The sequence below is a fragment of the Candidatus Omnitrophota bacterium genome, assembly GCA_040755155.1.
In the GTDB taxonomy this organism is placed as follows: Bacteria; Hinthialibacterota; Hinthialibacteria; order Hinthialibacterales; family Hinthialibacteraceae; genus JBFMBP01.
Genome location: JBFMBP010000162.1, coordinates 1 through 19,943, shown reverse-complemented (window position 1 = coordinate 19,943; position 19,943 = coordinate 1). Strand labels below are relative to the sequence as shown.

The 19,943-nt window shown below is 52.0% G+C and carries 16 protein-coding genes and 2 tRNA genes; 10 read left to right on the top strand and 8 right to left on the bottom strand.

The window, feature by feature from the left end:
- Window positions 1–193 precede the first annotated feature (193 nt).
- The 7 genes from AB1656_25580 (at window position 194) to AB1656_25550 (ending at window position 12,034) form a co-directional block, all read left to right on the top strand.
- A complete protein-coding gene (locus AB1656_25580) occupies window positions 194–2,002 on the top strand; it encodes a hypothetical protein (GenBank protein ID MEW6238770.1) in 1,809 nt (602 codons plus the stop codon).
- A 580-nt stretch (window positions 2,003–2,582) separates the two neighbouring features.
- The gene (polA, locus tag AB1656_25575) at window positions 2,583–5,228 is read left to right on the top strand and encodes a DNA polymerase I (GenBank protein ID MEW6238769.1); all 2,646 of its coding nucleotides are present in this window, start codon (window positions 2,583–2,585) and stop codon (window positions 5,226–5,228) included.
- Window positions 5,229–5,240: 12 nt separating this feature from the next.
- Complete coding sequence (gene coaE / locus AB1656_25570; protein ID MEW6238768.1) at window positions 5,241–5,873, top strand: dephospho-CoA kinase; 633 nt, start codon at window positions 5,241–5,243, stop codon at window positions 5,871–5,873.
- A gap of 15 nt (window positions 5,874–5,888) precedes the next feature.
- A complete protein-coding gene (rho, locus tag AB1656_25565; protein ID MEW6238767.1) occupies window positions 5,889–7,421 on the top strand; it encodes a transcription termination factor Rho in 1,533 nt (510 codons plus the stop codon).
- 45 nt (window positions 7,422–7,466) lie between these two features.
- Complete coding sequence (locus AB1656_25560) at window positions 7,467–9,404, top strand: ABC transporter ATP-binding protein (GenBank protein ID MEW6238766.1); 1,938 nt, start codon at window positions 7,467–7,469, stop codon at window positions 9,402–9,404.
- The gene (locus tag AB1656_25555) at window positions 9,401–11,224 is read left to right on the top strand and encodes a glycosyltransferase family 39 protein (GenBank protein MEW6238765.1); all 1,824 of its coding nucleotides are present in this window, start codon (window positions 9,401–9,403) and stop codon (window positions 11,222–11,224) included. Before AB1656_25560 ends, AB1656_25555 begins: the two co-directional genes overlap by 4 nt.
- 129 nt (window positions 11,225–11,353) lie before the next feature.
- Window positions 11,354–12,034, top strand: a complete 681-nt coding sequence (locus AB1656_25550; GenBank protein MEW6238764.1) for a phosphatidylserine decarboxylase — start codon at window positions 11,354–11,356, stop codon at window positions 12,032–12,034.
- Between the two features lie 67 nt (window positions 12,035–12,101).
- On the opposite strand, the gene fumC is transcribed toward AB1656_25550, so the two are convergent.
- Window positions 12,102–13,490, bottom strand: a complete 1,389-nt coding sequence (gene fumC / locus AB1656_25545) for a class II fumarate hydratase (protein MEW6238763.1) — start codon at window positions 13,488–13,490, stop codon at window positions 12,102–12,104.
- Between the two features lie 286 nt (window positions 13,491–13,776).
- On the opposite strand from fumC, the gene AB1656_25540 reads away from it, so the two are divergent.
- From AB1656_25540 to AB1656_25530, 3 genes are all read left to right on the top strand, one after another.
- Window positions 13,777–15,186, top strand: a complete 1,410-nt coding sequence (locus AB1656_25540) for a sigma-54 dependent transcriptional regulator (protein MEW6238762.1) — start codon at window positions 13,777–13,779, stop codon at window positions 15,184–15,186.
- Window positions 15,187–15,370: 184 nt separating this feature from the next.
- Window positions 15,371–15,688 carry a nucleotidyltransferase domain-containing protein gene (locus tag AB1656_25535; GenBank protein MEW6238761.1) on the top strand — a complete coding sequence of 106 codons (318 nt, stop codon included), beginning with the start codon at window positions 15,371–15,373 and terminating at the stop codon, window positions 15,686–15,688.
- A gap of 111 nt (window positions 15,689–15,799) precedes the next feature.
- Entirely contained in the window at window positions 15,800–17,044 is a 1,245-nt protein-coding gene (locus tag AB1656_25530) for a hypothetical protein (protein MEW6238760.1), read from the top strand.
- Window positions 17,045–17,143: 99 nt separating this feature from the next.
- Here AB1656_25530 and AB1656_25525 read toward each other — a convergent pair.
- From AB1656_25525 to AB1656_25495, 7 genes are all read right to left on the bottom strand, one after another.
- Window positions 17,144–17,218: transfer RNA gene (locus AB1656_25525), tRNA-Asp, on the bottom strand.
- 51 nt (window positions 17,219–17,269) lie between these two features.
- Window positions 17,270–17,353, bottom strand: a tRNA-Leu gene (locus AB1656_25520).
- 173 nt (window positions 17,354–17,526) lie between these two features.
- Complete coding sequence (locus tag AB1656_25515; protein ID MEW6238759.1) at window positions 17,527–18,504, bottom strand: CAP domain-containing protein; 978 nt, start codon at window positions 18,502–18,504, stop codon at window positions 17,527–17,529.
- Between the two features lie 244 nt (window positions 18,505–18,748).
- A complete protein-coding gene (locus AB1656_25510) occupies window positions 18,749–18,895 on the bottom strand; it encodes a hypothetical protein (protein MEW6238758.1) in 147 nt (48 codons plus the stop codon).
- A 9-nt stretch (window positions 18,896–18,904) separates the two neighbouring features.
- Window positions 18,905–19,345, bottom strand: a complete 441-nt coding sequence (locus AB1656_25505) for an AbrB/MazE/SpoVT family DNA-binding domain-containing protein (GenBank protein MEW6238757.1) — start codon at window positions 19,343–19,345, stop codon at window positions 18,905–18,907.
- Window positions 19,346–19,406: 61 nt separating this feature from the next.
- On the bottom strand, window positions 19,407–19,661 hold the full coding sequence (locus tag AB1656_25500; GenBank protein ID MEW6238756.1) for a type II toxin-antitoxin system RelE/ParE family toxin: 255 nt from the start codon (window positions 19,659–19,661) through the stop codon (window positions 19,407–19,409).
- 4 nt (window positions 19,662–19,665) lie between these two features.
- A partial coding sequence (locus AB1656_25495) for a hypothetical protein (protein MEW6238755.1) occupies window positions 19,666–19,943 on the bottom strand: 278 nt, incomplete at its 5' end.

Genomic DNA, 19,943 nt, shown 5'->3' with positions numbered 1-19,943 from the left:
GTTACTACGCCTCTCCTGAACGATGCTTCCAATTGGTTGTGAAATGTTTAATTCGAAAGCGAGAGAATATTCGCTGCGATGCGGAGGTTGAAATTTGGCGAATCTTTCGAGATGATGAAGCGGCAAGAATTCTCGCGCAAGTAGATTCAACGAACATCATAAGCCATGTCCTTTTTATATAGGAGAACAATCCATGCGGAAATGGTTTTTATTTTTGACGGTTTTATCGATATCGACTTTCCCGGCGTTGGCCGCCGACTCGCCTTTTTCCATCCGGGGAACGCTGCCTTGGCACAATTTTCTCTCCGGCCCCACGGCTTGGAACTTCGACGATTACAAAGACTATCTCGACCGCATGGCGGCGCTGGATATGAATTTCGTTGGCTTTCACTGCTATACCGGCGGCGCGCGGCGCTATGTCAACTACGTCGAACCGCTTATTCGCGTCGAGTATCGCAACGTCCTTCCTCAGGCGGAACTGGATACTTCCGCTACAGCGCGATGGGGCTACCGTCCTTTGACGACGGATCAATTTCTCTATGGAACGAAAAAATGGTTCAAGAAAAAAGTTTTTGGCGCCGACTGCGCTCTCGACGCCAAGGATCAGGAAGACCGCTATCGCCGCACCCAGGACTTGATGAAGCGCGTTATGGACTACGCCCATACAAAGGGGATCAAGTTCTGTCTCGGTTTCGAGTTCGGCGTCTATCCGCCGGAGTTTTATTCCATCATTCCTCCCGACGCCATGTTGAGCAATCCCTATCTTCCCGATCCCACGCATTCGGCCAATATCGAATTGTTGAATTTGTATATCGACAATCTGCTGCAAGCTTTTCCCGGCATCGATTATATTTGGTTCTGGCTGGAAGAGATGTACAACCCCAGCGAGGGATTCGCCTTCTCCAAAGAGTTCGAGAAATATTACAACGCCAACATTGAGCGATTTTCTTATCTCGACGATAAAACCTCCCAATTTTACGGCGTATGGTCTTTGGCTTATATTCAAAAAGCTTATGAAATTCTGAAACGTAAAGCTCCTCATGTCCGCATGGCCATCGGCGGCTGGGGGGAAGATACCCAATTGCCGCCCCTTCTGAAAGGATTGGACGAAGCCGCTCCCAAAGAGATCGTCTTCTCTTGCCTCAATCCCGCTCAAGGCTGGCATCCCCAACCGGAAATCATGGGAAACCTGAAAGACCGAGAAGTTTGGATTATTCCTTGGCTGGAAGGCGACCGCCGCCTTTGGCATCCGCAGCCTCGCGTTTCTCTCTTGGCGGAACAGATCGCCTTGGCGAAGAATCAAGGCATCAACGGCGTCATCGGCATCCATTGGCGCACGGAGGATATCCGCGCCAATTTCGAAGCCTTGGGCTTGCTGGCGAAAAATCCTCCGAAAGTGGATGGCATACGGTTGATGGAGAAAGCCGAAAAAGAAAACGTCGTTTCTCCTTTCTATCTCGCTTGGTGCGAACGCGAATACGGCAAAGAAGCCGCCCGCGCCATCGCTCCTATTTTGACTCATTTCGACATCGATCAGGTTCTCGCGCCGCGCCGGGGCGGCGCCACTTCCGACGAATATTTCCCCTATCATCCTTATTGGGGACGTCTGCTGGATGACGTTCAAAAAGAGACGGAAGCGTTTTTGAACCAAGTCGCCGCGTTGAAAGTAAAGGAGAAGGATCGGACGCGCTTATCCAATATGGAGTATCTCGAAAACACGCTGCGCTTCGTTCTTCTGCTGCACGAAACGGGACTCAAAATTCAACCCGCCTATTATTGGAAGGAGGACGTCTTGACGGATTCGTTTACCTCTCCCGCTCAAAAGGAAAAAGAACGAGTTTCTTGCTTGAAGTCGCTGGAAGAGGCGCCCCTGCAAGCGTTGTTCGAAACCTACGCCGCTCGGGTGCGCTCGCAAGGCGAGCGAGGCGTCTTGAGTTCGCTTAATCAGAAGCTGGGACTTCAGGTGAAGGAATTGCGGCGGTTTTTCGAAGAGCATCCCTAGAACCATTATTGCGCCCGGCTTCTGGATTTCGCGCTGCACTGCTTATAAAGATTTGAGATTGGGAGATATAATAGATTCCGGAACAGGCGGTCGCGTTTTGTAGGGACGTTTACATAAAGTGGCTATTCTTATGAAAGCCGGCAAAGTCCGCCGGGAAAAAAAAGATAAAAATCCCTTGTTTTCAGTGGAAATCTCCGGTAAAATACTTTCAGTTATGATGATTATCGACAGACACGCCTAATTCTGGGAAAATCCCCGTATCAATGCTTTCATGGCTTTGCGTGAGTTTAAGCACGAATGTTTTTGTTTTGAGGGATAGATGCGTTTGGCGAGTTCGAACGGACTTTTATTCTCCATGCGGTAGAGCGGCTGGATATCCAACTTATTCCTTGGGATTCTTTTTTTCCATTTGACGCCGCTGCATGATATGAATTGAAAACAATCGCGCAAATCGAAATGCGCTATCAATAATTCGAATGGATTGGCAATCGTTTCTTTACGGCTTATCGTCTTTTCGGCCGTTATTATACTTGTTGGCTTCCACGTTCCCCATTCAATTCCGTCCTAGAGCGATTAAACGATGAGCAAGGTTTTTTTGGTTGACGGCAGTTCCGTGTTTTTCCGTTCTTATCACGGCATTCGCGACCTTCGGCGTTCGGACGGAAAGGCGGTTAACGCCCTATACGGCTACTTGCTGACTATCCGGAGCTTGCTAAACGAATACAAACCAGAGGAAATGGCCGTCGCTTTCGATCTGCCGGATAAAACTTTCCGCAAGGAAATGTACGAATCCTATAAGGCCAATAGGGCGCAGCCTCCGGACGATCTCATCGCTCAAATTCCCTGGATCAAGAAGGCGACGGAACTATTGGGCATCACTCAATTTGAGGCGGCGGGTTTCGAAGCCGACGACATTATCGGGACTCTGGCGGCGAGATTTTCCCAACAAGGAAAAGAGAGCGTTATCGTTTCGTCGGATAAGGACCTGCTGCAACTGGTGAACGGCGGCGTTTCCGTCTTGCGCCAGACGCTGCAAGGCAACCAACTCTATACGGCCAAAGAAGTGGAAGAACGCTTCGGCGTGAAGCCGGAACAGATGATCGACTATCTTGCTCTCACCGGCGATAGCAGCGACAACGTCCCCGGCGTTCCCGGCATCGGCGAGAAAACAGCGAAGGATTTGATTCAACAATTCGGTTCTTTGGATAATCTCTATAAAAACCTGAATCAATTGAAAGGCAAGAAACGGGAAAATCTGCTTAACCATAAAGATATGGCCATGCTTTCCCAAAAGCTCGTAACCATTCATGTGAATGTTCCCATTGATATGGGAACGGACGGCGTAAAAATCGGCGCGCCGGATTGGGAAGGTCTGCGCGCATTCTATCTCGAAATGGAATTCCGCACTTTCGCCAGCGAACTTGGCGGCGCTCCCGCCAAGGCGGAAGAACTTCGCTACGAAACCATCCGCTCCTTCGCCGAACTGAAGGAAATGATCGCGCAAATCAAGCGTCGGGGCGCTTGCGCGCTGGATACGGAGACGACGTCGCTAGATTCGCTCAGCGCCCGTCTTGTGGGATTTTCCTTCAGCGTGGAAGAACGGCAAGGCTGGTATGTACCCATCGGCCATAGCCGAGGAGAAAATCTTCCCCGCGAAGAAGCGTACTCGCTTTTGAAAGAGATTGTCGAATCCGACTCGATCCGTAAAACCGGCCATAATCTTAAATACGATTATCACGTCTTGGAAAACGAAGGCTTCCAGCTGAGCGGCGTCAAAGACGATACCTTGATCGCCTCGCATCTCGTCCAGCCGGAACGAACAACTCATAAACTGGACGATCTCGCCATCGGCCAATTGGGAATGAAGATGACGCCCATTTCCGATCTCATCGGAAGCGGCAAAAACCAAGGATGCATGGCGGACGTAGACATCGAAAAAGTCTCCCCCTACGCCTGCGAAGACGCCGACGCCGCCTGGCGCCTGAACCAAAAACTTGCGCCCCGCATCGAGGAACTCGGTCTGGCGCGCCTCTATCGCGGCGTGGAAATACCCCTTATGACGGTCCTCGCCGCCATGGAAAGGCGCGGGATCAAGGTGGACCCCGCGATCCTGCAGGAACAATCCTGCGAGCTGGGCGCGGAAATGGATCGATTGGCGGCGGAAATCTTTCAATCCGTTGGACGTGAATTTAATCTCAATTCCCCTATGCAACTGGCGGAAATCTTGTATGATGATTTACAACTTCTATCGGGGCGGAAACGATCGACCCGGGCGGATATTCTGGAAAAGCTGGCGGATGAGGGCGTTCCCATCGCCGTGAAAATTCTGGAATACCGCCATCGGCAGAAGATCAAATCCACGTATCTCGACGCGCTTCAACAACTCATTCGCCCAACGACCGGACGCGTCCATACGACGTACAATCAAACGTCGGCCAATACAGGGAGAATTTCCAGCAGCGATCCCAATTTACAAAATATTCCTATCCGAACGGATGTAGGACGCCGCGTACGGCGCGCTTTCGTCGCGAAAGCGGGTTGCCTTTTGCTCTCATTGGATTACTCGCAGATCGAGTTGCGCATCTTGGCGCACGTCTCCAAGGATCCTGGATTATTGGCGGCGTTCGCCGCAGGCGAGGACATCCACAGGCGGACGGCGGCGGAAATCTTTGGAGCGCCGCTTGAGCAAGTAACGCCGGATATGCGCCGCAAAGCCAAGGAGATCAACTTCGGCCTCAATTACGGCATGTCTTCCTATGGTTTGGCGAAACGATTGAATATACCGGAAAATGAAGCGGCGGCGTGCATCGAAAAGTACTTTAAGCGATATCCTGCGGTCCAACGGTATATGGATGAAATTATCGCTTTCGCCCAGGAAAAATCGTACGTTCTTACTGTCTTGGGGCGGCGCATCTCTACGCCGGGGTTGCGCGATTCTAACCGGATGCATCAAGAGAACGCCAAGCGGGCGGCCATCAACGCGCCTATTCAAGGCTCCTCGGCGGACCTGTTGAAAGCGGCGATGGTGAACGTCCATCGCGCCTTGAATCCCGATGAGGCCGCCATCCTGTTGACGGTGCATGATGAGTTGATATTAGAAGTAAAAGAAGAACGGGCGGAAGCCGTCAACCGTCTCTGCCGGGAATTGATGGAAAGCGCTTTGGAAATTTCGATTCCCATTCCCGTCGAATGCTCAATCGGTTCGAGTTGGGCGGACCTGAAATGAGGATATCCAGGATTGAGCGATAAAAAAGATCGGCGAACGCCGCTGGCGGGAAAAGTCATTGGCGTGACGGGGAATCCCGGCGCGGGAAAATCGGCGGCGGCCCGCCTATTGGAAGAAAAAGGCGCTCGCGTCATCAGCGGCGACAGCCTTGGGTATGAGATGCTGCGTTCCGGTTCGCCTGTCTTTCCGGCGCTGATTCAGACTTTTGGGGAAGGAATACTCGGCGCGGACGGCGAGATTGACAGAACAGCGTTGGGCGAGATCGTTTTCGGTTCTCCAGAACAGTTGCAACGCCTGAACTGTATTGTTCATCCGCCGATGTTGGAACGGATTCGCGGCGAAATCGAACGCTTCCGCGCTTCGCAAGAAAAGGGGCCTTTGGTAGTGGACGCGGCTCTGCTTTACGAATGGGGAATTGAAAAGTGGTTCGATAAGATTATTCTTGTCGCTGCTCCCAAAGAAATCAGGCGAAATAGGTTTCTATCGCTGCGCGGAGGCGAAGGAAGCCGATTCGACAAGCGGGAAGAATCCCAAATCCCGCAGGAAGAAAAGGAAAAAAAAGCGGACGCCGTTTTGTATAACCAAGGGGATTTGATGGCGCTTCGCTCACAAATAGAACTATTATTCGATAATCGAAAGGATTAAGAAAAAGAAGAAATCATGGAATCGAAAACCTTTACAAGACGTCCCCGGAATAACATTAAATCGTATGAGAAGAATGGCGTAAATTCCAATAACAATAATAACAACAATAATAACAACAGTTGGAAATCGGGGGGAGACAAGCGTTCCATCGACCGCAACCGCTATGAAGAACGCAGCCGCTACGAAGCGCCATCCGCCGCCGTCGAAACCGCTCCCGCCGCCGTTGCGAACGCCCCTGCCGATTCTTCTACCGTCGCCGCGGCGGAGCATGTCCGCACGCTGGAGATGGAAGGTTTGAAAAAGAAGACCGTTACCGAGCTGATGACATTGGCTCACGAAATGAACCTGGAGGGCTTGAGCGGCATCCGCAAGCAGGATTTGATCTATCGCATCTTGGAACACGCCGCCAAAATCCAAAGCGAAAAAGGCAGCCAGTTGGAAGGCAGCGGCGTTCTCGAAGCTCTTCCCGAAGGCTTTGGATTTCTGCGCAGCGCCGATTATTGCTACTTGCCGGGTCCTGACGATATATACGTCTCCCCCTCGCAAATCCGCCGTTTTGGACTGCGCAAGGGCGACACCGTCTCCGGCGTGATTCGCCCTCCCAAGGAAGGCGAACGCTATTTCGCTCTTTTAAAAGTCAACAGCATCAACGGCGAGCCGCCCGAAGCCGCCCGCGACAAAATTCTCTACGACAACCTTACGCCTCTCTTTCCCACGAAGAGAATTCACATGGAAACGCGGTCGGAACGCATCTCCTCGCGGATCATCGACCTGATCACGCCGATGGGCAAAGGACAGCGCGCCCTCATCGTCGCGCCGCCCAATTCCGGCAAGACTATGCTGTTGCAGGAAATCGCCAACAGCATTACTACCAACCATCCCGAAGTTTTTCTCATCGTCCTTTTGATCGACGAACGGCCGGAAGAAGTCACCGACATGGAACGCACGGTCAAGGGCGAAGTCATCGCCTCCACCTTCGACGAGCCGCCTGACCGCCATGTCCAGGTCGCCGAAATGGTCATCGAAAAAGCCAAGCGCTTGGTGGAATACCGCCACGACGTCGTCATTCTTTTGGACAGCATCACCCGCCTCGCCCGCGCCTATAACCAAGTTGCGCCTCACAGCGGTAAGATTCTTTCCGGCGGCATCGACTCCAGCGCTCTCATTCCGCCCAAGCGATTCTACGGCGCCGCCCGCAATATCGAGGAAGGCGGCAGTCTCTCCATCATGGCCACCGCCCTGATCGACACCGGCAGCCGCATGGACGACGTCATTTACGAAGAATTCAAAGGCACCGGCAACCTCGAACTTCATCTCGATCGCAAACTAGCGGAACGGCGCATCTATCCTTCCATCGACATCAACCGCTCCAAAACGCGCAAGGAAGAATTGCTGCTGGAACGCGGCGAACTTGAACGCGTTTGGCTGCTGCGCAAGGTTCTCAACGAAATGAACGCCAGCGAAGCGGTGGAACTGCTCATCGAACGCATGAAACGAACCAAAACCAACCGGGAATTCCTGGAAACCCTTCACCAGGCCGATTTATAATCTGGCCGCCTATTCGATTCTTATGGATGGCTGATTAGCGATGCGATGCGGCGCCCGTTTTTCGTTCAACGCGGGAAGGGCGGCCGCTTCAGCCTTGACGATATGAACATCCAATTATTTCAAAGCGAATTGAGCGTTTTCTCAAAGATTTGGAAATACGTTCGGCGTTATAAAGGGCGCTTGATTCTATCCGTTGTGTGCAGCGCGATGATTTCGGTATTAAACGTCGCCTTAATCGCTTTATTAAAACCCTCAGTGGAAACAATCTTTGACAAAATACCTAAAACTCATTCTACCGATTTTCTGAGTTTTCTTCTGGCTCCTATTTATTCGTTCATCAAAAATTATGCGGAAGAAAACATCCTGGGAACATTAGCGTTCATCTGTTTCTGCGTCCTTTTTCTCTCCGCCCTCAACGGCGTTTTCAAGTACATACAGGAGTATATGGTTCGCTGGATCGGAAACCGCGTCATCCTCGATCTTCAGCACGATCTTTACGACCGCATGACCCATTTCAACGCCGCTTATTTTTCCAACAACCGCGTCGGCTCTCTCATTTCCTACTATACGGTCGATATACGAACCATCGGCGTTACCATTTTTCAGGTCTTTGGAAGATTAATGCTCGATCCCCTCAATCTTCTAGCCATCATGATATTTCTACTTTCCATTCAATGGAAACTTACGCTTCTCTACGCCGTCATTTTCCCGTTCATCTTCTTGACGATGAGATACTACGCCGGCAAAAACCGCCGCGCCGGACGCAAAGCGCAGGACATTATGGCCCGGCTCGGTTCTTTCCTGCAAGAGCATTTCAGCTACATCCGCCTCATCCAGGGCTATAACATGTACGATCGCCAGCGCGGTAAATTCCAGGCGGAGACGCGCGGCGTCTTCGGCGCCACCATGTCCATGGCGCGCGCCACCGCCGCCTCTTCTCCCATCAACGAATTTCTCGGCCTTTTCGCCATCTGTTGCATCTTGATGTTAGGTGGATGGATGATGAAATCTGATCGAAGCGGCTTATTCAGCGGCGGAGTCTTCGTTACGTACATCATGGCGCTGGTTGCTCTCTATCAGCCGGTAAAAAGGCTGGAGCGCGCAATCCAGGAAATACAAATCGGCGTGGCTTCAGCGGAGCGCGTTTTCCAATCGCTGGAGACGGACGCCTCGCTTCCGGAAAAAGCGGACGCCGTTGAGGTCTCCTCCTTCGAGCGGGATATCGTCTTCGATAAAGTTTCCTTCTCCTTCGACGGCATAACGAAAGTCTTGAAGGATATCTCCTTCACTGTCCGCAAGGGCGAACATATCGCCATCGTCGGCCCCAGCGGCGCGGGCAAGACGACGCTCATCAATCTCATTCCCCGTTTTTACGATCCTATCGCTGGCAGCGTGAGGTTGGACGGCGCCGATCTCCGTTCGTTGAAACTAGAATCGTTACGGCGGCTCATTAGCTTCGTCTCCCAAGACGTCATGATTTTCGGCGATACGGCTTGGATGAACCTCACTTGCGGCGAAACGCGCTATACTCCCGAACAAGTCATGAAAGCGGCGCAAGCCGCCTACGCCGACGAGTTTCTTCTCGCCTTGCCCCAAGGTCTCGACGCCGTCATCGGCGAACGCGGCGAATCGCTCTCCGGCGGACAATGCCAACGCATCGCCATCGCCAGAGCTTTCCTGCGCGACACGCCGATTCTTATCTTCGACGAAGCCACTTCGTCGCTCGACAGCGAATCGGAACTGCATATCAAGCAATCTCTCGAACGCTTAATGAAAGGCCGCACCACTTTCATCATCGCCCATCGCCTCTCCACCATTCTTCACGCCGACCGGATCGTCGTTCTCGACCGCGGCGATCTCGTCGATATCGGCCCCCATCGCGTATTGATCCAACGCTGCGAACTCTACCAGCGTCTTTACCATCTTCAATTCAATCCAGGAGAAACGGCGCCTCCAGCCGGTGAAGCCGTTATCGGCCGATGACAAAGAAATGCCTGGCCGTTTTTCTCGTTTTAGCGCTTCATGCGGCGATTCTCTGGGATAGCGCCCGACGTGAATCGGCGACGGTGGACGAATTGAGCCATCTCGCTTCAGGCCTCTATTCGCTGACGACTTGCGATTTCCGCATGAATCGCGTCTCGCCGCCTTTGCAAAACCTCATCTGCGCGCTGCCCGCCTATCTCGCTCAAGATTGCCAACTTACTTACGATTCCTATTGCTGGAAAATGGGAATATGGAATGGTTCCGGCGATCAATTGTTGAAAGACAATCCCGATCATTTTCATCAAATTCTCATGGCGGGCCGAACAGGAACCATGTTTCTATCGGTTATACTCTGTTTCGTGATTTTTCTCTGGTCGAAGGAATTGTGTGGATTTCTACCTGCATTCTTTGTATTAATCTTGGCGGCGTTGGAACCGAATCTTCTGGCTCACGGCCATTTGGCTACCGCCGATACAGCTCCCTCATTGATGTTTCTGACGACGGGTTATCTTTTCTGGCGCTTTACTCGCCAGCCATCGCGTCGGCGGCTGCTGTATGTGGGAATCGCCTTCGGCTTCGCTTGGTATTCCAAGCAATCCGGCGCGCTTTTGCTTCCGGCTCTATTTGCATGTTTTTTCATCTTTTCTTTTTTTACTCAAGAAAAAGGGAATATTCTTTTCCTGGAAAAATGGAAAGGGTATAGACCGATTCCGCAATCGCTTCTCCATTCCGCCATGCTGACGGGGGCGACTGCCATCATAGGCTTTTCGATTTTATGGGCGGCATACGGCTGCGAAATCGGAGATTCGATTCCCGGACCGCGCAAACCGCAATTCAGTTATTTATGGAAAGATTTGCAAACGCCGATCAACACGGTTTCGTTTCTGCTGCGCGGGCATGGCGTGAAATCCGACGGCGACAATCCCGACGATCCTCTCTGGCTTTTTCTGCGGCGGCATACTCCCCTCTTCAGCCATATCGAAGGATTCCTATCCAATCGCGCCCATCTGCGCATCGGCCACCGCGCTTATTTCATGGGCGAAATTTCTACTAGCGGCTGGCGTTCATACTATCCAATTCTATTTCTTATCAAAACGCCTATGCCTTTATTATTGATATTCTTAGCGGGGATGCTGTTGCTCGCCCTGCGCGCCATTCGCATCGACGCCATGATGGCGTCAGCTCTCTTCGTCATTCCCGCAATCTACGCCTACGCGCTAATCTTCATGAATACGGCCAACATCGGCTATCGCCACGCCTTGCCCATCCTTCCATTTCTTTTGGTTTCCATGGCGGGCGCGGCGGCCGCCTTCGCGGCGCAATCTTTCACGGCTTCTTTTGCCGCTTTTTCGTTATCGGACGCCGCTCGTCTTCCAACGAAACGGGAACGTTGGCTGCTTGGTTTATTCGCGATAGGATTGCTCGCTTGGAGCGCGGCGGATGCATTCGCTATCCATCCCCATCACCTTGCTTATTTCAACCAACTCATCGGCGGTCCCCGGAACGGCCATTATTACGCCGTCGATTCCAACCTGGATTGGGGGCAAGATCTGCTTTTCTTGAAACGGTATATCGAAAAGGAAAATCTGCAGGACGTCCATCTTCTCTACTTCGGCCCGGAAAAATTGCCCTTAGCCTATAAAGTACCCTGCGCACTCGTCGATCGTTCCAAACCGTTGCCGCCGGGACTGTGCGTCGTCAGCGCCTCCGCTCTTCACGGAATCGGGGCTGGCGATATCTATCCCCATTTGCTTCCGTTCCAAAACCGGAAGCCCGACGATTACGTCACTCCCTCCCTGTTGGTATATCGGATTCCTTAATTCATTTGGGAAGGAATGAAGCGCTGATTTTTTGATATTGCATCGAATCCATTGAAAACTCTTTGGAGAAAGGAAAAAGGCGATTATTCTTTCTATAGCGAAATCCATTTGAAAGGCGTTATTTTTTTTGTGAATCCCTTCGACGAGTTTCAACAAAATCCATTTCCCCGTCCCCGTTCCTGGATCGAGCGTCTGGCTGACGCCATAGGACTCAACCGCTTCTTCCTGCGCGAGGGGCGCCGTCCCGAAATCCGCGCCGAGGAAAATCTATTGCTCTCGCCCGTTCAAGGAAAATTGACCGAAATCCAGACGCTGCGCGCTTCGGAAGAAATTCGCGGCAAGCGCGGATTCCAACGGCAAGAGAATTATTCCTTCGAGGAAATCGTCCATCGTTGCGAAGGGCGGGAAGCGTTCGAGTCGGGACGTTGCTTCAATATTTATCTCTCGCCGTTGAATCTGCACTACCTTCTTTTTCCTGCTTCCATGACGGTGAAAAAATTGGACTATCATCCCGCCTTTTGCCGTCCGATCCTTTTCATGAAATCGGGAGAGATTCATAACGAGCGGTTGGTTATCCACGGCGAAACCGCTTCCGGTTGCCCGATTATCCTCATTCTCGTTGGATCGTTTCTCGTCAGCGGCGTCGAATGTCTGGCGCAGGTAGGAAATAAGTACGAAAAAGGAGCCTTGCTCGGCGGCTTCAAACTCGGCTCCACCGTCCTCATGCTCCTGCCCAATGGCCGCGTCGAACCGCTGACCGAGCCAGGCGCATCTCTCCAAATGGGAGAACCCATCGCCCGGTTTTTGTAAGATAGTTTGAATAAAAAAGGCGGGACAAACGCCCGCCTTTTCATCATTCATCATTCATCACTCATCATTACTTCGGTCCGATCATCTTCTCCGGCCTGACGATCTTGTCGAATTCCTCTTCCGTGAGCAATCCCAATTCCATCGCCGCTTGTTTTAGCGTCTTATTTTCTTTGTGCGCCTTCTTAGCGATGCTGGCGGCCTTGTCGTAGCCGATATGCGTATTCAACGCCGTGACCAGCATCAGCGAGCCTTCCAGGTTTTTCTTGACGTTAACCTGGTTGACTTGAATGCCGACGGCGCAATTGTCGTTGAAACTATCGCAGACGTCGGCGAGCAGCCTGATGGATTGCAGCAGGTTGTAAATCATCACCGGCTTGAATACGTTCAATTGAAAGTTGCCCGAGGCTCCGGCGTAGGCGATGGCGGCGTCATTGCCCATAACCTGCACCGCCACTTGCGTTACGGATTCGCATTGAGTGGGATTGACCTTGCCCGGCATGATGCTGGAACCCGGCTCGTTTTCGGGTAGCATTAGTTCCCCGATGCCGCAGCGCGGCCCCGACGCCGACCAGCGGATATCGTTGGCGATCTTGAAGAGCGACGCCGCCAGCGTTTTCGTCGCGCCGCTGGCTTCTACGACGGCGTCATGCGCCGACAGCGATTCGAATTTGTTTTCCGCGGTAACAAAGGGCAGCCCCGTTAGACCAGCGATGCAAGCGGCGGCTTTCTCTGCGAAACCAATGGGCGCGTTGAGACCCGTCCCCACCGCCGTGCCGCCCAACGCCAGTTCGTTGAGGTGCGGCAGGCAATGCTCGATCCGCTTCAAGCCATGCCGCAGCTGCGCCGCGTAGCCGGAAAATTCCTGTCCCACCGTCAACGGCGTGGCATCCATCAGGTGCGTGCGGCCGATTTTGATTATATCCATGAACTCTTTGGATTTGGCGTCGAGGGTTTCCATCAGCCGCGTTACGGCGGGAATCAGACGCCGGTGAATTTCCATAACGGCGGCGATGTGCATAGCCGCGGGAAACGTATCGTTCGACGATTGCGACTTGTTCACGTCATCGTTGGGGTGAATCGGCGTCTTGCTGCCCAAAACACCGCCCGCCAACTCGATCGCCCGGTTGGCGATGACTTCGTTGGCGTTCATGTTCGTCTGCGTTCCGCTGCCGGTTTGCCACACGACCAGGGGAAAATGTTCGTCCAATTTTCCCTCGATCACCTCGTCGGCGGCGCGGACGATCAAATCTTTCTTTTCCGCGCTCATAATTCCTAGTTCGAAATTCACCAAAGCGCAAGCTTTCTTCAATACCCCGAACGCCTTAATGAATTCCCTGGGAAAACGCTCCACGCCGATCTTGAAATTCGAGATCGAGCGCGCCGATTGCGCTCCGTAATAAGCGGTTTTTGGAACCTGAACCTCTCCCATCGTGTCTTTTTCAATGCGGTATTCCATCTCCATAATCTCCCCGTTCGTCTTGCGTTAAAATTGAATCCATTCATAGAAATACAATATTTAGTTTACAGAGAAATCGCCGCAAGCCTAGCCTGGAACTCATCCATTCCTCCTGGAAGGGAGATGGTTTTATTCTCTATGGGTTCGAAGAACCTCCGCCCCCGATTAAAATTCCAAGCAGCGTATCCTCCTTGGCTGGAAAAACGTATTCATAATCGAGAGAATAACGACGCTTCGCCTCATCGCTCCATCCGAGGATGAAATTTATTGTGGAAATATCATACCCATGAGCGCCCGCATACTCCTTGTCGAAGACGACCGCCGGTACGCTTCCCGGCTGCAAAAAAACCTTTCCATCGAAGGCTATGATGTATTAATGGCCGCATCGGGGGAGGAAGCGCTTGATCTCTTTACCCAGGAAACCATCGACTTGGTTATTACGGACATTAAGATGCCGGGAATCGGCGGCCTGGAATTAATGAAGCGCCTTTTCGAATTGCAGAGCGGCATAGAACATGAAATCCCTATTATGCTCCTGACTTCCGTCGATTCCGTCCGCGTCGCCGTCGATGCGCTCAAAGCCGGAGCGGCGGATTACATCACCAAGGATTCCGACCGCGACGAAATTCTATTGCGCATTCAAAAAGTCCTATCCAGCGCCAAGGTGCAAGCCGAAAACCGCAGCCTGCGCAAACGCATCGAGGAAGGCGGCGGCTTCGGGCAGCTGATCGCCGTCAGCGCGCCCATGAAAGACATCCTTCATGAAATCGACGCCGTCGCCGATTCCGGCGCCGGATTCCTCATCGTGGGCGAAACCGGAGTCGGCAAAGAACTTATCGCACGCTGCATTCACAATAAAAGCCCTCGCGCCAACCGTTCCTTCATCGATATCAACTGCGCCGCGCTCCCTTCGGACAACCTCTTCCAATCCGAAGTCTTCGGCCATGAAAAAGGCGCCTTCACCGGCGCCTCTGGCCGCAAACTGGGACGCCTCGAACTCGCCGACGGCGGCACGCTCTTCCTGGACGAAATCGGCGATATGCCCTTGGAAAGCCAGGGGAAAATCCTGCGCGCCTTGGAAATGCAGGAATTCGAACGTCTTGGCGGTAATCAAAAAATCAAAGTTGATATCGCCGTCATCGCCGCCACCAACAAGGACTTGCGCGCTGAAGTCGACGCGGGACGCTTCCGGCACGATCTTCTTTACCGCATCGACATCATTCGCATCGTCATTCCTCCTTTGCGGGAACGTCTGGAGGATATCGCGCCGCTCGCCAGGCATTTCCTTCAGGAATACGCCAAAAAATACCGCCGCCCTCTCCCGGAACTGACGGAAGAAGCCGTCGCTTTCTTGCAGCGCTATTCCTGGCCGGGCAATGTCCGCGAGTTGAAGAATCTCATCGAACGCATCATCATTCGCAACCGCAACTGCGCCCGCGTCGATGCGGATGCGTTGAAACGCGAAGGTCTGAACGGAAAAGAAGAAAATAAAAATTCCGTTCTTGCCGCGGACGAAATCCTTCCCCTTGAAGAAATCGAACGCCGCGCCATCGTCGCCGCTCTGGAAAAAAGCGCCTGGGTGCAAATCGATGCGGCCAAGTTGCTGCAAATCTCTCCCGACCGCATGCACGCCCGAATCAAAAAATTCGGCCTCCATCATCCTTCCTGGAGAACCTACAACAAAGAAGAAGAGTAATCGCCGCTTCCTTTTTCGTAGAAGAGAAACAGGGGGACGCATTTGACTCGCCTAGGCGAGTACGCATCGAATTTATAGGCGTTCAGCATCGAGCAGAACCTCATTTTCGTCCGACATATTGAGGATTTATGTATATCTTCCAGTGGGGTGAGCGTATAATGGAATAAATGAATAGAGGCGAATCATGCAAACCGATCAGGAAGTAATCGATAAACTTGTTCAAACTGTGGTGAATGCCGTTAATCCATTAAAAATTATCCTTTTCGGATCGGCGGCGAAAGACGATAGGAATAATGACAGCGATGTGGATATTCTTGTGGTTATGCCGGATGGAACCCATCGGCGGAGAACGGATCAAGAACTCCACTTCAAAATGCAGGGTTTCCCTCTTCCTGTCGATATTCTTGTGGCGACTCCCGCAGATTTGGAAAAGCACAAAGACAATATTGGCTTGATTTACAAAACGGTTTTAAAAGAAGGAAGAGATATTTATGTCTCCTGAACATCTTCCTCCAGGGTCGCCCCTAAGTTGGCTTCGTTATGCCAAAGCCGACTTAACGATTGCAACCGTTTCGACAAAAAATTCTCTTAGCGAAAGGAAACGACGAATACTATGCGTCTATCATGCCTCTACGCCATGCTTTTCTTATCTTTTGGTTCTATCGATATAATGGCCAATGAACATTGGTCAGCTCAAGTTCTGCCCTCAGAACGTTTCGCGATGCAAGACGAAGCTAGCGGCGCCGAGTTGATCTTCGCAACGCGATCTCAGTCCGACGATATCAACGCCTATTTTCACCAGCGTTCCTGGTTTCCGGACGAATCGATTCTCTTTTTCGTCTCCAATCGAACCGGACGCAGCGAAGTCTTTGGATATATAGAAAAAACCGGCGAATTGATTCGTCTGCAGCGGGATGGCGATGGATCGCTATCCCAATTCACTACGGGAATATTAGATAACGCCCTTTATTTTGTCCGTGATAAAAAAGCCTGCGAATGGCGTTTGCAAGTCAGCCTGTCGCCCGATCCCGGCGCGCAGCCGTCAAAAGTCGAAGTGGAAGAACGCTGCATCGCCGACTTGCCCCCGGACGCGGGAAGCATTCTCGGCGTCAACGAAAGTTGCGACGGCCAAGCCATCATAACCGGTTTCAATAGCAGCGGTCCCCACGCCAATCGCGTAGTCTGGATCGATAAAAAAAGCGGCGCCATAAAGGAAATCATGGCCGTCGATTATCCCATTTCCCACATTCAATGCAGTTGGGAATCGCCAGGACTCATCTGCTTCGCCCGCAACTATTCGGATCCGCAGGGCGACCGCGTTTCTACTCTTGCGCCGGGCGAAATTCGTTCCCGGATACAATGCGCGGATTTGAGCGATCGCGAACCTTGGCCCATTTATCCCCAAGAAATCGGGGAATTGGTTACGCATGAGTGTTGGTGGGTTCACGATCAGATCACGTTTTGTTCGGGGCAGCAATCCAGCGGCGCCGCCGAAGAGAGCCATGTAAAAGTCTACGATCCTAGAATGGATCGAACATACATCATCGGCGCTGGTTCGTGGTGGGATGGGTGTACTCCGGAAGCGGCAGCGAAAGTCAACTATTGGCACGCCGCCGGTTCACCGGATGGCCGTTTCGTCGCCGGAGACAATTGGCATGGAATCATCGCCCTTTTCAGCGCCAAAACGGCGCGAACCCGGATTCTGACCCAAGGCCATCGCATCTACGGAAAAGGGGCGCATCCCCACGCCGGATGGAGTCCATCCAGCGAAAAACTCGTCTTCGCCTCTAATCGCTTCGGCAATCCCGACGTCTGCATCGTGAAGGTTCCATCGGCATGGCGGGAAAAAGAATGGTGATCGCGCTGCAATGATTTGCTTGGGTGATACGCCCTATTTTTCTAACGGATACGGGAAAGAAAAGATTGGAATATTTTGTTTAAGAGAGGGAAGAAAAATCGGGGCCGACGAGGCTCGAACTCGCGACCTCCTGATCGACAGTCAGGCATTCTAACCAAACTGAACTACGGCCCCTGATTCCTTGCTAAAGCGAAAAGTATATTTGAAATGAATTTTTTATCAAGTTGCCGGAGGGGGGAATCGAACCCCCACATCCCGAAGGATACCAGATTTTGAGTCTGGCGCGTCTACCAATTCCACCACTCCGGCTAAAATCCGTTTTCGGAACCGCTAAAGTGTACGCATTCTCCCCCATTTCATCAAGCCCTTTTTATCCCCTTCATGCGGGAAAAAGCCTTTCAACGCTTGAAAAATTCGAGAACGATGATTTCCGGAGAGGAAATTTTCCGCCCCGGTTCGGATCGACGAATGGGAATGGCGAATCAATACAACGTCCATTCGCCAACATTGGAATCCTGGCCGAGAATAAAATCGGCTTTGATATTGTCGCCGAGGATTTTGACGGTCTTGCGGATGGATTCGGTCAAGATGCCGCCGGACGCCGTGATAGTATACTGCCCCGGTATCGCGATAGGGAACGAGTAACCGCCGCTGGAGGCTGTAACCACGACGCGATTGTCGCCGTTGATGGTGATTTTGACGCCGCCCAAGCCTTCGCCTATATCGTAAAATTGGTTCCCGTTCAAATCGTTGTAAACGACGCCCACTACCTGCGGAATATAATTCTGTCCCGCGCCGAAATCGATGGTAATCAGCATTGGCCCAACCGCCGACCCCTGCAAAACGGCGCTGGGAGAAATCTCTTTTCCCGCCCGATCCAACCGCTTGGCGGCGGCCACCTTGCCGGATGCCGTGCGGACGATGCCGATGCCAACTTCATTGAAGATGGGATCGTCGTCGTATTCCAGCGTCGCCATGCGATGGCCAGGTATGGTATTGCCCCAGTCGACGAGAAATCCGGCGTGCCCGTGTTCGACGCTCTTGGCGTAAGCGTAAATATTTTCCGCCCAGCCCCACCAAAGATAGCCCGCATCGTCGATGCGCAGTCCAGGATCGGAGCCGTCCGAGCCAGTATGATCCTGAAAATTATTGGCGCGCATGTCCAAACTATGGCGGCGGGCGGATTGGATCAATTTTTCGTTCATCGCCAAAGGCGGACGTGGAGGATAAGAGGCGAATTCTTTCTTCATAGTTTCCAAATCGACGCTGAAATACGCATAGGCGCTTAAGATGGCGGGATCGGTCTCATTGGCCAGACGAATCCCTTCGGCGGGCGGGTCCATGCGGGCGCGGTTAATCAATTCCAGCATCAGTTGTTCTTCATCCGTCGGCTCGACGGTCTGGCACTGAAGAGCGGGAGCATACAGCGTTATTGCAATCCATAAAAATGAAACAAGCATTCCACAACTTCGCATTTTTAATCCTTTCATGGATACATAAAGATAGAACGCGGTTATATTCATCGATAACAACTATATCGAGAAAAGGGAAATGAGTCAGGTGATTTTTTCTCGCTAATGATTTCAAAATCTTCGGAATTTACTTTTTCAAAATATCGTGCGCGCCGACGCTCCGCAGGACATACTCATCCCCTTCGATCGTAAAAGTAATTCGGTAATTCATGGTAACGCTGATTTCCCATCGTTAGCGGCCTTTCATTTTATGAAGCCGCAATGATGGATGTTGGGGATTTTGCAGCAAGAGCGCCAATTGCTTATCAACGCGGTTTTGGATGTCGGCAGGCAGTTTTATATAGCATGAACCGAACTCGCGGGTGCGGTAAATGTTCATTGGCGAGAATTACGCTTTCTTGGCGAGACGATGTAAATCGGCGATTAACTCCTCGGCTGTTTCATAAGGACCGTATGTCCGCCCCGCTTGAATATCCCGTTCGGAGGCGCGATCCATCTTTTGCCATTCCTCGGTCCAAAAATAGCGCTGGTCTTCGTCGATAAGCCCGGCTTTGGCGGCGATCTCGGTTTCTTTGACGGTGAGACCTTTTGAGTTCAGAAAGTCGTTTTGGATGCGCTCGATTTTGGCTTGGGCGCGAGCGAGGATTTTCTGCTCGGCGGGCGAGAATTTCGCCGCCAGGACTTTGTCGGCCAAGCGTTTGGGAGTAAGAACGATTTTGCCGTTATGAACGGCGGCGTCCAAAACATCCCCGACTTCCAAACTCACGGCGTCGAATACCGGCTTAGGGATAGTGATCTGATGTTTGGGACTAATGCGGGTCGTGGGCATGGCGCTCCTCGCGGCGAAGCGATTTTTCCAATGCGCGGCATTGGAATCGTTAAAATTAGAATTATTTCTTCAAAATATCGTGAGAGCCGATTTTAAAAAGTATATACTTATCGCCTTCAATCTGGAAAACGATTCGGTAGTTTATCGTAACGCTGATTTCCCACATATTCGCATAACCTTCCATCTTATGGAGACGAAGAGATGGGTGTTGGGGATTTTCCAGCAAGAGCGCGAGCTGCTTTCCCGCCCGTTCTCGAATATCGAGAGGCAAATTTCGGAATTGCTTTTTGAATCGCGGAGCGTAATCGAATTGCATAGATTTAAGCGTTGAGCGAATCGATCAATTCCTCAGCCGTCGCAAACGGTCCGCAAGCGCGTCCCGCCTGAATATCGCGTTTCGCAGCGCGGATGTCTTTCTGCCATTCCTCAGCCCAAAAATAGCGCTGGTCTTCGTCGATAAGCCCGGCTTTGGAGGCTAGTTCGGTTTCTTTGACGGTAAGACCTTTGGAATTTAACAAGTCGTTTTGGATGCGCTCGATTTTGGCTTGGGCGCGAACAAGGATTTTCTGTTCGGCGGGCGAGAATTTAGCCGCAGGGA

Coding starts and splice junctions, on each gene's coding strand:
- polA (MEW6238769.1), top strand. CDS start 2,583: ATGAGCAAGGTTTTTTTGGTTGACGGCAGTTCCGTGTTTTTCCGTTCT.
- AB1656_25555 (MEW6238765.1), top strand. CDS start 9,401: ATGACAAAGAAATGCCTGGCCGTTTTTCTCGTTTTAGCGCTTCATGCG.
- AB1656_25535 (MEW6238761.1), top strand. CDS start 15,371: ATGCAAACCGATCAGGAAGTAATCGATAAACTTGTTCAAACTGTGGTG.
- AB1656_25540 (MEW6238762.1), top strand. CDS start 13,777: ATGAGCGCCCGCATACTCCTTGTCGAAGACGACCGCCGGTACGCTTCC.
- AB1656_25505 (MEW6238757.1), bottom strand. CDS start 19,345: ATGCCCACGACCCGCATTAGTCCCAAACATCAGATCACTATCCCTAAG.
- AB1656_25530 (MEW6238760.1), top strand. CDS start 15,800: ATGCGTCTATCATGCCTCTACGCCATGCTTTTCTTATCTTTTGGTTCT.
- AB1656_25580 (MEW6238770.1), top strand. CDS start 194: ATGCGGAAATGGTTTTTATTTTTGACGGTTTTATCGATATCGACTTTC.
- AB1656_25500 (MEW6238756.1), bottom strand. CDS start 19,661: ATGCAATTCGATTACGCTCCGCGATTCAAAAAGCAATTCCGAAATTTG.
- rho (MEW6238767.1), top strand. CDS start 5,889: ATGGAATCGAAAACCTTTACAAGACGTCCCCGGAATAACATTAAATCG.
- fumC (MEW6238763.1), bottom strand. CDS start 13,490: ATGGAATACCGCATTGAAAAAGACACGATGGGAGAGGTTCAGGTTCCA.
- AB1656_25515 (MEW6238759.1), bottom strand. CDS start 18,504: ATGCTTGTTTCATTTTTATGGATTGCAATAACGCTGTATGCTCCCGCT.
- AB1656_25560 (MEW6238766.1), top strand. CDS start 7,467: ATGCGGCGCCCGTTTTTCGTTCAACGCGGGAAGGGCGGCCGCTTCAGC.
- AB1656_25510 (MEW6238758.1), bottom strand. CDS start 18,895: ATGAACATTTACCGCACCCGCGAGTTCGGTTCATGCTATATAAAACTG.